Origin of the sequence: Flavobacterium sp. 22659 (genome assembly GCF_052044235.1) — a bacterium.
Lineage (GTDB): Bacteria > Bacteroidota > Bacteroidia > Flavobacteriales > Flavobacteriaceae > Flavobacterium > Flavobacterium johnsoniae.
This window is the reverse complement of sequence record NZ_JBQEMU010000028.1, coordinates 1-16811: the sequence shown is the minus strand read 5'-3', so window position 1 is coordinate 16811 and position 16811 is coordinate 1. Positions and strand designations below refer to the sequence as shown.

General features: G+C 35.4%; 9 protein-coding genes. 2 read left to right on the top strand and 7 right to left on the bottom strand.

Annotated elements, in window-relative coordinates; genetic code table 11:
- Positions 1-67: 67 nt before the first annotated feature.
- The 7 genes from ACTJIW_RS21555 to ACTJIW_RS21525 all read right to left on the bottom strand — a co-directional run bounded on the left by ACTJIW_RS21555 (position 68) and on the right by ACTJIW_RS21525 (position 13777).
- Positions 68-1339 (bottom strand): acyltransferase family protein, encoded by a 1272-nt coding sequence (locus tag ACTJIW_RS21555; protein WP_440715128.1) that lies wholly within the window; start codon positions 1337-1339, stop codon positions 68-70.
- Between the two features lie 69 nt (positions 1340-1408).
- Positions 1409-4402 (bottom strand): glycoside hydrolase family 3 N-terminal domain-containing protein, encoded by a 2994-nt coding sequence (locus ACTJIW_RS21550; RefSeq protein WP_440715127.1) that lies wholly within the window; start codon positions 4400-4402, stop codon positions 1409-1411.
- Positions 4403-4480: 78 nt separating this feature from the next.
- Positions 4481-5986, bottom strand: a complete 1506-nt coding sequence (locus ACTJIW_RS21545) for a sodium:solute symporter (RefSeq protein WP_440715126.1) — start codon at positions 5984-5986, stop codon at positions 4481-4483.
- A 329-nt stretch (positions 5987-6315) separates the two neighbouring features.
- Positions 6316-7143, bottom strand: a complete 828-nt coding sequence (gene murQ, locus ACTJIW_RS21540) for an N-acetylmuramic acid 6-phosphate etherase (protein ID WP_012026782.1) — start codon at positions 7141-7143, stop codon at positions 6316-6318.
- Positions 7144-7274: 131 nt separating this feature from the next.
- Positions 7275-8474, bottom strand: a complete 1200-nt coding sequence (locus ACTJIW_RS21535) for an exo-beta-N-acetylmuramidase NamZ family protein (RefSeq protein ID WP_440715125.1) — start codon at positions 8472-8474, stop codon at positions 7275-7277.
- A 257-nt stretch (positions 8475-8731) separates the two neighbouring features.
- The gene (locus ACTJIW_RS21530; RefSeq protein ID WP_121360454.1) at positions 8732-10465 is read right to left on the bottom strand and encodes a RagB/SusD family nutrient uptake outer membrane protein; all 1734 of its coding nucleotides are present in this window, start codon (positions 10463-10465) and stop codon (positions 8732-8734) included.
- Between the two features lie 24 nt (positions 10466-10489).
- Positions 10490-13777 (bottom strand): SusC/RagA family TonB-linked outer membrane protein, encoded by a 3288-nt coding sequence (locus ACTJIW_RS21525; RefSeq protein WP_440715124.1) that lies wholly within the window; start codon positions 13775-13777, stop codon positions 10490-10492.
- A gap of 244 nt (positions 13778-14021) precedes the next feature.
- On the opposite strand from ACTJIW_RS21525, the gene ACTJIW_RS21520 reads away from it, so the two are divergent.
- Both ACTJIW_RS21520 and nagB read left to right on the top strand, forming a co-directional pair.
- Positions 14022-14771 carry a DeoR/GlpR family DNA-binding transcription regulator gene (locus ACTJIW_RS21520; RefSeq protein ID WP_121360456.1) on the top strand — a complete coding sequence of 250 codons (750 nt, stop codon included), beginning with the start codon at positions 14022-14024 and terminating at the stop codon, positions 14769-14771.
- A 139-nt stretch (positions 14772-14910) separates the two neighbouring features.
- Positions 14911-16811: glucosamine-6-phosphate deaminase (gene nagB / locus ACTJIW_RS21515; RefSeq protein ID WP_440718481.1), on the top strand; the 1901-nt coding region annotated here is incomplete at its 3' end.

Sequence of the window (16811 nt, the reverse complement as noted above, 5' to 3'; positions counted from 1 at the left end):
GTCTTCCCTTTTTTGTTTACCATAATTTTATTGTGAGAAAAAACGAAATATTCTCGGCTTGAAAACCTTAAACCTTAAATATCAATTTCTTTTTATAGAAAATCCAAAGTATTACCGACCAGAAAACAGCGTATAAAAGCGCATAAGCTAATGATGCATTTAATGGATTTTCAAAACAAGGCGCAATTCCATGTTTGTAAATTAAAGTTAATACACTGATTTCTTCTCCGCCTGTTTCCGGATTTTGAACTTGAATAGAACCAAGAACCCTCGGTATTATTCCCGAAAAGAAAAACACAATCATAGGATTTACTCCCCAGATTAAAAATAGTTTAGCCCATTTTTTATAACCCTGAATGTCGATTATATAGTACAATAAACTTAAACACAAAGTTGCGATTCCGGCAGTGTACAATACATAAGAACTAGTCCAAAGTGATTTATTGATTGGAAAAATGATATTCCAAAGCAAACCTCCAATTAATAAAATAACTCCTGTAACTGCTGTCTTTTTTAGAATTTCAGTTCTGTTTGTTTGTAAGTTCAATAACTGGCCAATATACATTCCAAGAATTCCGGTGCCAATAGCAGGCAGTGTACTTAAAATTCCTTCCGGATCCCAGGTTTTAGAAACGCTCCATAAATGTCCGTTTAGAACCAAGTTATCCAGCCACGCTGCAAGATTAGTTCCTTTATCAAAATTTGCAGGACCAAATCCCGGAACGGGAACAAAAGCCATTAAAAGATAATAAATAACTAAAATTGACGCCACAACCCCAAGCTGTGTTTTTAAATTTGTTTTAAGATATAGAATAGAAGCAAAGAAATAGACGATTGCAATTCGTTGTAAAACGCCCGGTATTCTGGTATCTTCAAAATGTTCCAAACCACTAAACGCTAAAGAAAGCAGTATAATAAAAATTCCAACCGCAAGAATGGTTTTGACTTTCATTGAAAAGTTTCCTAAAAGGGCATAAGCCACTGCAAATGCAATAACCATTCTTACTCCTAATAACGGAATTCCTTCGAGACCAAATAAATGAATTCTGCTGAAAACGCTCAGGAACAATCCTAAACAGAAAATTCGCAGCGAACGAACCAAAATTTTATTAAAAACCGCTCCGTCAAAATATTTTACCGGCATTGCAAATGGTATTGCAGTTCCCATTATAAAAACAAAAAAAGGAAATACTAAATCAGTTGGTGTACAGCCGTGCCATTCGGCGTGCTCTAATGGCGGATATATCGAAGACCAGCTTCCGGGATTATTTACTATCGTCATCAATAAAATAGTAAATCCTCTAAATACATCCAGCGAGGTTAAACGTTCTTTTGTCATTGGGTTAATATTTTAGATGTTAGATTTTTTGAAGAAGAAAGAATAAAGAGGCAAGACTTTTGGCTTGAATTATTTTATTATTGCTTCCTGTATTATTTTTTGAATTTCTTCTCTGATTTTTCCTTTGGCTAATTTATTTTCATCATTAACTACTTCTGGATAGGTTCTGTTGGATAGAAATACATACACAATTTCAGTTTCGGGGTCAACCCAGGCCATGTTTCCGGTAAATCCGGTGTGACCAAAACTAGATTCTGAAACACAGCCGCAGGTTGGTCCGTCTTTACCAATTCTTTTATCAAAACCCAAACCTCTTAAAACGCCTTTGTCTTTGTAATAGCAGGTATTAAAAGCATCGAAAGTCTTCGGTGAAAAATACTGAATACCGCCGTAATTCCCTTTTTGTAAAAACAACTGCATCATTTTAGCAACGTCCATCGCATTAGAAAAAATTCCGGCGTGGCCTGCAACACCGCCTTCCATTGCTGCTGCCATATCATGAACATAACCCTGAATAGTCTGATGTCTAAAATAATTATCGATTTCAGTAGGAGCAATGTTGTTTTTTTCGAATTTATCCAGCGGATTGTAAAGCGTATAATTCATTCCCAGCGTGCTGTAGAAATTCTCTTTGCTTAAATCTTCCAGTTTTTTATGTGTTTTTCTTTCTAAATATTCTTTTAGAATGATGAAGGTAAAATCACTGTATTTGTATTCAATTTTAGGAGATACAGGACTATCGGAAATAATTTTCATAATCGTGTCGTGATAGTCATTTCGAATATAAAGATTGTCAGCTGCTTTTGTGGTAAAGCCATTTTCGGCTGTTTTTCGATAGTATTTTTCAGAAGGATTAGTATTGCTGTCTAATGTTGCTTTGTAAAACGGAATCCATGCCTGAAGTCCTGCGTAATGGTTTAACAGGTCTTTAAAAATGATGTTTTCTTTGTTTGTTTTAGCAAAAAAAGGAACCATATCTTTCAACTTGGTATCGAGCGTCACTTTGTTTTTATCATACAGCTGCATCACATTTGGCAGTGTCGAAATCATTTTTGAGATTGAAGCCACATCATACAAATCAGTATTGGTCACTTTTCTTCCGTTATCGTAGGTTTGAGATCCGTATGATTTCTGGAAAATTACATTTCCTTTTCTGGCAACCAAAACCTGCATTCCCGGTGCCATTTTTCCGTCGATTGCTTTTTGCGCGACAGCATCAATTTTTGAAAGAATGGCAGGATTCATATTGACATTTTCAGGAGCGGTAAAAGCCAGACGATTTAGTTTTTCAGTCGTCAATCCGTCATTTACTTTGAAAGAATTATTAATCGAAACCGGCAGTTTTCCTTTGGCATCTATTGCTCCAAAAAGTAATTCGGCAGAAACAACCTGACTTATATCTGAATTTTGGTAAGAAACCACTAAACCTTCAATATCATCAAAATCAGTGATAGACAATAAAGAATACGGTTTTGCAAAAACATCCAGAATTACTTTGTTGTGTTTGGCGATTTCTTTCAGCCAAAGCATTTCAGTTAATGTAAATTCTTGTTTTTCCCAAGGTTTGTTTACTTTATGGAAACTGATAATAACCTTGTCAAACTTTTTCAATTCCTTATTCAGACTGTCAAGATTGGTATCTTTAACCTCTGTGATTTCGGTATATTTTTTTAAGGTAGAAATAAAAGCGCTGTTTGTGTCGTCGCCTAATTTTATATAGGCAATTTTCTGATCCAGTTCTTTTATAGGAAGTATTTCCTTTTCATTCTTTAAAACGGTAACGGCATTTTCATACAATTGATAATGCAGCGCATCATTTTGCGGCGGATTAAGATCATTGTAAATGTTTGCCATATCAATAGGCTTGTAATGATTTAGTCCGGCTTTGTATTTATAATGCAGAATTTTTTTAACAGAATGTGCTAAACGTTCTTCGGTTATAATATTATTGTTATAAGCTTCTTCTAATTTTTGAACCGCAACCGGAACATTTTCAGGACACAATAAAATGTCATTTCCAGCCAAAAGCACCGCAATTTCTAAATCACCGGGACCTTTAAAATTTGCTGCTCCTTTCATGGCTAAACCATCGGTAAAAATTAAACCATCAAAGCCTAATTCTTTTTGAAGCAGATTGGTGACGACATTATAAGAAGCCGAAGACGGCAGATTTGGAATTGGTTCTAAACTCGGAATATTAAGGTGTGCTACCATTACAGAAACCAAACCTTCATCAAACATTCGTCTGTATGGATATAATTCGACTAAATCAAGGCGTTCTTTAGAGAAATTAACGGTTGGTAAAGCATGATGCGAATCTGTTGCTGTATCGCCGTGTCCTGGAAAATGTTTTCCGGTACAGAAAACGCCGTTCCCTTGTATTCCATTCATTAACGCAATGGCTTTTTCGCTTACATTTACTTTGTCTTCGCCAAAAGAACGGTTTCCAATAATAGGGTTTTTAGGATTGGTATTGATGTCTAAAACAGGAGCAAAATTGAAGTGAACGCCAATTCGCTTGTTTTCATTGGCCATATTTCGGCCCACTTTTTCAATTAATTTTAAATCCTGAATTGCACCCAAAGTCATATTCCAAGGATAGCGGTATGTAGAATCTAAACGCATGGCTAATCCCCATTCGGCATCGATTCCTACGAACAAAGGTACTTTTGCTTTTGACTGATATAAATTGGTCAATTTTGCCTGACGAACCGGACCGCCCTGAAAAAAGATAACGCTTCCTACTTTGTATTCTTCAATTAGCTTTGAAACTTGATTGACATGAACGGAATCTTTGTTTGAATAAGCCGAAACCATAAATAATTGGCCTACTTTTTCGCGAAGTGGCATTTTACTGTAAATGCTGTCAACCCAGGCTGTTTCTTTATCTGAATCTTTGAAAAAAGTTTTTTTCTCTGATTTATCTTCTTTGTAAACAATGGTATCTTTTAACGGAATGTCTTTTTTTGAATCTGTAACTGTGTTGTTTTTTTTGACAGCACAATTGGTGATTAAAAATAAAAATGAAGCACAAAGGCTGATCTTTATGATGTAATCTTTCATACTATTTTTTTTTGAATCAATTGAAGTTTTGTTTTAAACGTCAATTGGCTGGGTAAATTATTTGCGTTTTTAAACCGATTAAAAACTTATTTTTTCGTGGCTTCGAGAACTTGTAATATATAATCCTAAATAGGTGATTAATCCGTTCAGTACAATTAACTCATTGTCAAAAACATATCCTGAAAATAATAGTTTCGAGTTTTCATTTATTAAATAGGTTAGGAAAGGAGCCAAGAGACAAATAAACGGTACTAACTTATCGTTTACATATCTTGATTTTTGGAACAATCCAAAAGCATATAATCCTAATAATGGTCCGTAAGTATAAGAAGCTACTTTGAAAATCATCCCCACAACAGAACTGTCATTAATGGTATTGAAAATAATAATGACAAAGAAAATTAATACTGAAAAGCTGATGTGTACTAAATGTCTGGTTCTAACGGTATTTTTTTTGGTATTTTCACTTTTATCCATTCCTAAAAAGTCAACACAAAAAGAAGTTGTTAAAGCTGTTAATGCCGAATCTGTTGTAGCAAAAGTCGCCGCGATAATTCCCAGTAAAAATACAATGGCAGGAACTACAGCTAAATGATTTAAGGCAATTTCAGGAAAAAGTAAATCGGTTCTGGGTTTTCCTGTAACCAAATCAGTTGGAATAGCGATTCCGTTTTTATTAGCGTAAATATATAATAGAGCACCAACACTTAAAAAGAAAATATTAATAACTACAAAGATTCCTGTAAAAGTGAACATGTTTTTTTGTGCTTCGCCAATGTTTTTACAGCTCAGGTTTTTTTGCATTAAATCCTGATCCAGACCTGTCATGGCGATGGTTACGAACATTCCGCCTAAAATTTGTTTTACAAAATGGAATTTGCTTCCGAAGAAATCATCAAAGAAAAATATTTTAGAATAGTTGCTGTTTTTTACTTCTTCGAATGCACTGACAGCACTTAAATCCATACGGTCGCAGATGAAATAAATAGTAAGGAAAACCGATGTTACAAGAAAAAACGTTTGTAAAGTATCAGTAATAATAATCGTTTTTAATCCGCCTCTGTACGTATAAGAAAAAATAAGAAGTAAAGAGATTAATACCGTCAGGGCAAATGGAATATGAAAATAATCGAATACAAAACGCTGTAATACAATTACAACAAGATAAAGCCTGAATGCTGAACTTATGGTTCTGCTGATTAAGAAAATAGAAGCAGCAGTTTTGTAACTGTAAAGCCCCATTCTTTGTTCAATATAACCATAAATTGAAGTCAGGTTCATTCGGTAATACAACGGCAGCAATAGTTTTGTAATTACAATAAAACCAAGAGCATTTCCTAAAACGAACTGAAAATATTTAAATTGTTCACCGCTTGGTGCGCCAACTTCTCCGGGAACGGATATAAAGGTTACTCCGGAAAGAGCAGTTCCAATCATTCCAAAAGCAACTAAATACCATTTGGAGTTTTTATTGGCTGTAAAAAAAGCATCATTTCCGCTGTCTTTTCTGCTCACCCTGTGTGAGATATAGAATAAGGTTCCGAAATAAACGATGATAAGGAGAAGAATGGTAGTTGGTGTCATTTTATAGTTTTGGTGGTTTTGGTTTTTTATAATTTATTCAAATAACGGATTTTAATTTGACCTGACAGATTGTTAATCCGTCAGGTCGCCGTTAAAAACTCAAAAAATGAAAATTCAGTTTTTGATTTGTATAAATCTATAAAAACGTATTGGATTAATTCATAAAAAAAATATTTAACACATAGGAACATAGGTTTTATATGTGTAAAGAATTTAAAAAGAAACATGTTTCTAACTCATAGCTGTCTCTGTGTGTTTAAATAAGTGAAAACGCCTTTTTTATAGTGTTAGATCTATGTTTCTATGTGTTTAATTAAATACTGCAGTTTTTAGATTTCCTGATTTTTGTTTTGAGCTAATAAAACAGCTCTTACGCTTTTGTGTTTGTGCAGTAATTCTTCGGCTAAGTCATACTCAATGTTTAGTTCTTCCATAATCATTTTAATGCCTCGCTTTACCAGTTTTTCGTTAGACAGCTGCATATCGACCATTTTGTTGCCTTTTACTTTTCCCAGTTTTATCATTACCGAAGTAGAAATCATGTTTAAAGTCAGTTTTTGAGCCGTTCCAGCTTTCATTCTTGTACTTCCGGTTAAGAATTCAGGTCCTACAATTAATTCAATTGGATAATCAGCTTCCTGAGCAATAAGTCCGTTGCTGATGCAGGAAATACTCCCTGTTTTAATATTGTGTTCTTTCGCTTTTTTTAAAGCTCCCAAAACATATGGTGTGTTTCCAGAAGCGGCAATTCCGATAATCATATCCAGACTTGAAATTTCAAACTTGGCTAAATCCTTCCATGCCTGTTCTGTATCATCTTCGGCATTTTCAACTGCTTTGCGAATGGCAGTATCACCTCCGGCAATAATTCCGATTATCATATCATGCGGTACGCCAAAAGTAGGCGGACATTCTGATGCATCTAAAATTCCAATACGTCCCGAAGTTCCGGCTCCAATATAAAATAATCGGCCTCCAAGCTGCATTTTTTTTACGATTGCTTTAACTAGTTTTTCGATTTTTGGAATTTGTTCTTCAATAATATGGGGTACTTTTTTGTCTTCTGTGTTGATGTTAGTAAGAAGTTCTTTCACGCTCATTTGATCCAAGTCTTTGTACAAAGATTCTTGTTCAGTTTCAGGATTTTTATTTTTCATTTTTCTTTTCTTTTTTGATTTTGAAACAGCAGATTTTGATATTTATGATTTCGATATTTTGTATGAGGTTCCTCTACTTTTGTGTAAAGTAGTCGGTTTGTAATGATTTGGGGAGATTTTAAAAGCTGTGCTTAATAGAGCAGATAAGGTTTTCTCATGATTAGAAAAGCTTCCAGGTCTTTTTTCCAGCTTGAACGAATGTCTTTTTCTGAAACTCCCGATTCAATTTGCTGCTGCAGTTTTTTGGTTCCGGCAAGTTTGGTAAAAAAAGCATTAAAAAATTTCGTTTTATCGCTGGTATTTTGATAGGCTTTGATGAGCCATTTTAATTCTAATTGGGTTAGTTTAGGATAAGAAGTTAAATCTTCGCCAAAACATTCTTTTCCGTTATAAAGCGGATCTTTAGCACCAAAATTTGGTTTTGGCGTAAAACTGAAATTGGTTTTTGTTAAGTAAGGCGAACCGTAAATTTGAAATTGTTTTTCAGTGCCGCGTCCCATGCTCACGTTTGTTCCTTCAAAAAGACATAAACTTGCATACAAGTTAATAGATTGATCGTTTGGAAGGTTTGGAGATGGTTTTACCAATAAACTATAAGGCATTGTTCGTTTGTAATTTACACATGGAATTACTGTCAGTTTGCATTGCGCGTCATTTTTCAGCCATTTTTGTCCGTTTACCATCTGCGCATATTCACCAATCGTCATTCCGTGAAGTAGCGGAATAGGGTGCATGCCTACAAAACTGGTAAATTCTTTTTCTAAAAGCGGACCGTCAACAATACTTCCGTTTGGATTTGGGCGGTCCAGAATTATAAGCGGTACATTGTTTTCTGCGCAGGCTTCCATTACATAATGCAAAGAAGAAATATAAGTGTAAAAACGGGCGCCGACATCCTGTAAATCGAAAATCATAATATCGATTCCGGCTAACTGTTCAGGTTTTGGTTTTTTATTATCTCCATAAAGAGAAATGATAGATAATCCGGTTTTAGGATCTTTTCCGTCAACAATATGTTCACCTGCATCGGCAGTTCCTCTAAATCCGTGTTCAGGAGCAAAAATGGTTTGTACTGCAATTTTTTTCTCTAATAAAAAATCGACCAAATGGGTTTTGTCAGACAAAATTCCGGTTTGATTGGTTACAATTCCTATTTTTTTATTCTTTAAAAGCGGTAAATATTTCTCGTAATTATCAGCTCCGGTTTTTATTGCGGGCGGATTTTTTTCTGATGTGTTATTTTTTGCAACTGCTGAAAACGAATTAGAATAAGAAGATGTAAATATGAAAGAAGTTACAATAAGAACACTTTTTGCTATGAATTTTATCATTTTTATTACAGTTATAGTTAAGACAAAAATTGACTAAATAAAATTAGATTATTATTTGATTGCTTTTGATGTTTTTTGATTGTTGTCGTGTGGTTTGTAGAAAATAAATATCTGATTTTGGTCAGTTTGTAATTTTATTAATTGGTTTTGTCTCAACTGGTGTTGAAAAAAAATTTTTAAATACTGCCTCCGGTAAGTTTAATTTCCGGAGGCAGTTTTAATATTGGGAGGGGCAAAATGTTATTATGAATTTCGAATTACCAGCCTGGGTTTTGTTTTAACTCTACACCCTGAGCTTTGTATAAGTCGATATCGTTCGTAGGGATATTCATTAAATAATGCTTTGGTTCAAAAGTTCTGGTGCTGACAGGATAAATTTTTACGTATCCGTTTGCATCTACCACAGTTTGTGATCCAACTGGAGTTCCAATTCTTGCTCCTAAGTTTACATCAGGGTTTTTGTTCGTATCTAAATAATCACCTTTTTTCCAACGGTAAATATCAGCTTGTCTTAAAGTTGTCCAGCTCATGAATTCGATTTGACGCTCACGACGAACTTCCCAGATTAATGGATTTACTACTCCGGTTAACTGCTCTAAAGAAGAAGTTCTTCTTGGGTCGTTAATTTGTACGCCTCCTGCAGAAGCATTTACTCCGTCTGTAGTTAAAGGAGCAATTCCGGCACGAGTACGTACTTTGTTGATAGATAAATCAAGATCTGAATTTGTAGCAGTTCCTAATTCGGCACAAGCCTCAGCATAATTTAAATATACTTCGCTTAAAGTAAATAATGGCGCATCAGTATAGTTACGTCCTCCTGTTGTAACATCAGGACCAGTTGTTGCCGGATTGTTGTACAATTCGAATACATAACCAGACATTGAAACTAAAGCTGTTGTGCCAAAAGGTTTTCCTTTGTAGCCATAATTTGCAGGATTTACAGTTTTACCAAAACGCGGATCTCTGTTAGCAAATGTTTTTGCAGCAGTATCATCTCCTGTAAACTGGCTGTTTCCAGTCTGCTGAATTGGTAGTCCGTTTGTTGTTACATAGCTGTCTGCAGCCCATTTTGTTAAACCATACTGAATAGTTGAGGTATTAGTATAGTTTTGAAGAGAGTGCATTAATACGTTTGTTAAATAACGCTTAGCTAATATTACTTCTGTATTTCCAAGTAATTCAACTGAGTTATAAAGTCCTTTCCAGTCAGCATTTAATTTATATGAAGGATTGTTCATAATCGCTAACGAAGCCGTTTTCGCTTTGTTAAGATAAACACTTCCATCTTGTCCTAAATGATACTTTCTATATGTTCCTTCATACAGGCAGGCGTTGCTTAAAGCAGCATAAGCAGTGTATTTGTTAACAGTAACGTTTTTATCATCTGCCGCAAGCATTAAGTCTGCTGCTTCTTGTAATTCAGCAATTACTTTATCCATAATTTCAGCTCTTGGTTTTGCGGGAGCATATACTTCTGCATCTGCCTGAGCTAAAAATTTATCTGTGTAAGGAACATCACCAAATTTTTGCACTAAACGGAAATAGGTGTAAGCTCTAAAGAATTTAGCAACTCCAATATAGTGGTTCTTTTTTTCCTGAGCCATTGGCACCGTAGGGATTTTATCCAGCATCAAGTTACAACGGCGGATAAGCGTGTAATACTCGTTCCATGAATAAACATTGGTAGTGGCAGCTGTAACCGGCATTTGATAGAATGTAAAGGCAGACAAGTTATCATCTACTCTGTAATCACTTCCATGATAATAGAAAAAAGAAAGCCCGATTGTTGTTCCGTTTCCATAACCGTAAAAAGTATCGTAGTTTACCCATGAAAAGGTTTTTACGTTGTCTTCTGACTGCCAAAAGTTATCGTTTGTAAATTTATCTGCAGGATCATCTGTAAGATAATCTGAGCAGCTAACTGCGGTCATTGATGTTGCAGCAACAGCAAATAGAAGCAGAAATCTTGATTTTATATTTGATTTTTTCATTTTAAAAGTTTTGTATTGTTAGGATTAGAAAGAAAGCTCAACACCAAAAGATACTGTTTTGGTATAAGGATAAGCTCTTCCCCAGAAAACTTCTGTTTCATCAATTTCAGGGTCAACAGGAAGACGTTTGTCTGCCCAAGTCACTAAATTTTCACCCGAAGCATAAATTCTTACTTTCTCTAAACGGGCTCTTTGTACAAGTTCTTTTGGAAGTGAATATCCAAGAGTAACATTTTTTAGACGCAAATATGACATGTCTAATAAATATCTTGTTGAAGTAACAAAGTTGTTTGACCCCGAAGTACCTGAACCAAGTGTATTGGCTTCGTTTCCATAATATGGATTTGGCCAGTAAGCTCCAGTGTTTTCTGGTGTCCAGTAATCAGCCTGGTTTGCGTACATCTGCTGTGGTGCACGGAAGAAAGGCAGTACAGCATCTGAAGCCGCCCAGTAATCACGTTTTCCAACTCCCTGGAAGAAACCAGAAACATCAAATCCGCGGTATTTTCCACCTAATGTAATACCGTATTTGTAACGCGGCGTTGTATTACCAATTTTTTTCAAATCTCCGTGATCGTCTGCAGTTCCTGCACCACGGCTTATAACTCCGTCGCCGTCAAGATCTACATAATGAACATCTCCTGCTCCGTATTTAAAGTTACCCACCATTGTTTTAGAGTAATCAACACCATTTACCGTTTTACCATTATTCGTGATTACGTCATCAGCCTGAAGAAGTCTGTCGCTGGTTAAACCCCAGATTTGTCCAATTTCGTAACCATCATAATAAGGATATGTAGTTGGTGTAACTAAACCTAATAGTTTAGAAGTATTGTTCCATTTAGTAATTACAGATTTGTAATCAGATAAAGCTACATCAACAAATACCGAAGCCGTTTCGCTTAATTGTTTGTTGAAGTTTAGAGACAATTCCCAGCCTCTGGTTCTCATGTTTCCAGAGTTAGTTTGAGCAGCACTTTGGCCAAATGAACCCGGAAGTGTTATACCAGGAGCAAGCATTCCTTTTGTATCACGCTGGTACCAGTCGAAAGAAGCGCCTAACATGTCAAATATTTTAATATCGATACCTAAATCTTTAGTATATACTTTTTCCCAAGTTAAAGCAGGGTCAACGTTTGTTGGTAATCCTGTAGATGGAGGAAGTGTAGAACCGCTGTTTACCCATGAAGGATTAGTTGAATTTAATATCGATAAGAACGCATTGTTTCCTACGTTTTGGTTTCCAATTGATCCAATAGAAGCGCGAAGTTTAAGGTCGTTTAACCAGCTGCGTGTACCTTCCATGAATTTTTCATTCACAATTTTGTATCCTACAGAAGCAGAAGGGAAGAATCCCCATTGTTCGTTAGTAGGGAATTTTGAAGAACCATCGTAGCGGGCATTTAATTCTAATAAATAAATTCCGTTATAATCATAATTTAAACGAGCAAAGAAACCTGCAATTGAATACGTTGTTTCTGTTGGGTTTAGATCTTTATTAGCAGAACCAGAAACAAATTGTTCTCCTACTGCAAGATTAAATTCTGGTTTTGTTTTATCTAAAAGTGTATTTCTTCTTGCATAATTACGAGAGAAATCCTGCCACTCTGAGTTAAAACCTCCTAAAACTTTAAAGTTGTGACCGCCTAATTGTTTTTTATAGTTACCATAAATGTTTACCACATTTGTAGTTGACTCAGATTTTGACTGTGCTACATAATCATTTCCTGCTTCAAGAGTTGCAGGCGTAGCAGTCTGGATTGTAGTTGCATCATAAGGCATAGCAGACCAGCTGTCCCAAGCCAGGAATTTACCGCCATTTTGTTTTCTGTTATAAAATTCAGTTACATTACTTACCTCGGCTATAACATTAAAATCTTTAGTAATATCTGCTGTAAATTTAGCACTCAGCCTGTTATTACGTTTGATGTTTTCGTTTCTTGATGCATTAGAAATATATCCTCCCGCAGTACGGAAATTATATCCTCTATACGTTCCGAAGTTTGGAAAATACTGCCCCCAGCGAAGTGCATAACCAAAATAACCTCCATAACTGGTATCATCTGTACCAGAACCGCCATAGTAGTTAAACGGCTGATCGTAAGTGCTGTTAATTGTCATTACTTTGAAGTCTCCCGTTAACCAGTCGGCTAATTTTGTAGTAAAGCCTAAGTTAATATTGGTTCTTTGTCTTTGTTCCTGATTTACTCTTAACATACCCTCTTGGTTAGTAAGGGCAATAGAAGCGAAGAAAGAACTTTTTTCTCCTAAATTACCTTGTGCAGATAAGTTATGTGTTGTTTGCAGAGCATTACTCGCATATAGTTCTTTATTAGCATCCCAAACTCTGTAGAAATAAGGCGTACCATTTTTAATCTCCCAGTCTTCACCATAAACCATTTCATTGCTGGTACGATTATTTGCATATTTTTCTTTCCAGTTTTTAATTCCGGCCAATAAAGTATTGTAGTTTGCACCAAAAATTTCCGGTACAGCACCATCAGTACGAGTACCTGCAGCAATTAACCCCGGAATTTCTTCTGTTGGATCTAAGAATTTTAAAGTAGAAATTGGATTAGTAAAAGCAGTATTAGCAGAATAAGAAAATCTCACTTTTCCTTCGCCTGTTTTACCTCCTTTAGTAGTAATAAGAACTACACCAAAAGCAGCACGAGCTCCATAAATAGAAGCCGAAGCAGCATCTTTAAGTACAGACATTGTGGCAATGTCGTTTGGATTAATAAGCGATAAATCTGTCGGCACTCCGTCAACCAATATTAAAGGAGCATCAGAACCATTAATTGTTCCGGCTCCACGTATGTTAATAGTAGCCGTACGATTCATATTTCCAGAGTTAAAACTAACATTTACACCCGGTGTTGTTCCTTGCAGAGCTTTGCTTACATCTGTAAGCGGTCTGCTTCCAATTGTTTTAGCTACATCAATTGAAGCAACAGCTCCGGTTAAATTTGTTTTCTTTTGAGAAGCAAATCCCACGACTACAACTTCGTCTAGTTTTGAAGTACTTTCAGAAAGCGCAACATTAATTTTTTGTTGTCCTTCTACTTTAACTACAGAGGTTTCAAAACCCATATAGCTAAAAACAAGGCTTCGTCCTGGCGCGACGCTGATACTGTAGTTTCCATCAAAATCGGTGGTTGTGCCATTTGATGTTCCCTGAATCAGTACAGTAACTCCGGGAATTGGAATTCCGTCTGCTTTGCCTTTTACATTTCCAGTAATTGTTTTTGTCTGCCCAAATGTTGTTTGAATGAACAAAACCAACAATGAAATAAGAAATAATTTTTTCATGATTATTTGGTTTTTTTAATGGTTGTTGAGCAAATATATTTATTTATTGCATACAAATGCAGTTTTTTACAAAATATTTCAAAAATTAACTTAAATAACGCAAAATAACGCAGATTTTATATGTTAACTTTTTCTGCTTTTACTTTTAAACTTAAAAAACGCAAACTATTGCAGTTTCTGGTTAATCCTACGCTTTCAATAGAATTATTTGATATATTTGTCCTGAATTTTAACTTTTTAAAAAATGCTGAAAGCCGAAAGACATAAATATATAATGACTAAGCTTGTTGAAGAACAGAAAGTTGTCACAACTGATTTAGCTTTGGCTCTGGATTTGTCTGAAGATACCATTAGAAGGGATTTAAACGAACTTGACAGTAAGAAACTACTGGAAAAGGTCTATGGCGGAGCAGTGCAGGTTAAAGAAAAATCTGCAGATGTTTTTGATATTCATATTTCTGGTGAAGAAGAAAAAAAGCAGATCGTCACAAAAGCATTGTCGTTACTTCATGACGACCAGGTTATTATAATGAGCGGAGGAAGTACAAATTTGGTATTTGCAAAACTTATTCCATCAGATTTAAAAGCTACAATATATACGTATAGTCTTCCAATCGCTATGCAGCTGTCTCAGCATCCTAATATAGATTTAATATTTATTGGTGGGAAAATGCAGAAAAACGCAATGGTTACAATTGGTATGGATGTAATTCAGGTTGTGTCAAAAATAAAGGCCGATATTTGTTTTATAGGAGCGAGCAGTATTAATATAAAACAAGGACTTACAGAAGTTGGTTATGAAGTTTCAATGGTTAAAAAAGCAATGATAGAAGCTTCTGATAAGGTTGTGTCGATGTTTTCTTCCAATAAATTAAATACCAAAATGCCGCATGTTGTCTGCGATTTAAATCAATTAGATACTATAGTTACCAATCTGGAACCAGAAGATATAAGACTGGAAGAATATAGGAAATCTGGCGTATTTATACTATAGTTTAAAAACTAAGTCAAACTTTTCTGCGTTTTTTTGCGTTATTTGAATTTAATTTTGTTAAATAACGCAAAATAATGTATTTGTTATCTTTTTTGTATATATATTTGTTAAAACTAATTTTAACTACAACAGATATATTATGAAAACCACTACTTCTTTGGCTTACGATATTCCGGGAAAATTTGAAGAAACACGATTTGAAAAAAATCATAATGTGATCTTTGAAAACTCTGCCGAAGCTTCAAAAAATGTCGCTCAAGAAATAGCTGAATTAATACGTTTAAAACAAACTAACAACGAATCATGTGTACTTGGCCTTGCTACAGGCTCATCTCCAATTAAAGTATACGAAGAACTGGTTCGAATGCATAAAGAAGAAGGTCTTAGCTTTAGTAACGTAATTACTTTTAATTTGGATGAATATTATCCAATGAATAAAGAAAACCGTCAAAGCTATCATTATTTCATGCATCAGCATCTTTTTAATCATATTGATATTAAACCTGAAAATGTAAATATTCCTGATGGAACAATTGCTTTAGAACAATTAAATCAATACTGTATTGATTATGAATTGAAAATCAAACAAGCAGGCGGACTTGATTTTCAATTGCTTGGAATTGGCCGTACAGGACACGTTGGTTTCAACGAGCCTGGATCGCACATTAATTCAGGAACCAGAATTATTACTCTGGATCATATTACAAGAGTAGACGCTTCATCTGACTTTAACGGAATCGACAACGTCCCGAAAAGAGCCATCACGATGGGAGTTTCTACCATTATGAGATCAAAAAGAATTGTATTAATGGCTTGGGGACAAAACAAAGCAGATATCATCAAAAGAACCATTCAGGGAGATATCAGCTCAGAAGTTCCGGCTACATTTCTGCAGAATCATCCAAACGCTACTTTCGTTCTGGATCAGTCAGCAGCATCAGAATTAACACGCTTTAAAACACCTTGGCTGGTTGGCGAATGCATCTGGACACAGGAATTGAAAAGCAAAGCAATTGTATGGTTATGCCAGAAAACCAAACAATCTATTTTAAAACTGACAGACCGTGATTACAACAATAACGGAATGTCTGATTTACTGGCACAGGAAGGTTCTGCTTATGATATGAACATCAATATGTTCAATATTTTGCAGCATACCATTACAGGCTGGCCGGGAGGAAAACCAAACACAGATGATTCACACCGTCCAGAAAGAGCCAATCCTGCTAAAAAACGAGTTATCCTGTTTAGTCCGCATCCAGATGATGACGTGATTTCGATGGGAGGAACTTTTTCAAAATTGATAAAACAAGGCCATGATGTACATGTTGTATATCAAACCTCAGGAAATATTGCCGTAACTGATGATGAGGCGTTGAAATTTGCAGAAGTATGCAACGATTTTGTTGGTGCTGATCTTCCAAAAGACATCAACTTCAAATCCGTAATTGAATTTTTGAATAATAAATCAGAAAATCAGATTGATTCTCTTGAAGTTCGAAAACTAAAAGGATTAATCAGAAGAAGAGAATCTTACGCGGCCACAAGATACATTGGACTAAAAGATGAAAATACACACTTTTTAGATCTTCCGTTTTATGAAACTGGACAGGTTAAAAAGAATCCGCTGGGTCAGGAAGATATCGAAATTGTAAAAGAAATCATTGCCAGAATAAAACCGCATCAGGTTTTTGCAGCAGGAGATTTGGCAGATCCGCACGGAACACATGAAGTATGTCTGAATGCGATTTTTGCTGCCATGAAAGAATTGAAACCAGAAAAGTACATGGACGACTGCTGGCTATGGTTATACAGAGGTGCGTGGCACGAATGGGATATCCACGAAATTGATATGGCAGTACCGCTTTCGCCATCGGAAGTATTGCTAAAACGCCATGCAATCTTATACCACCAATCTCAAAAAGACAGAGTAATGTTTCAGGGAAATGATTCAAGAGAATTTTGGGTTAGAGCCGAAGACCGAAATAAAAATACTGCGATTCTGTATGATGAATTAGGATTGGCAGAATATGAAGCTAT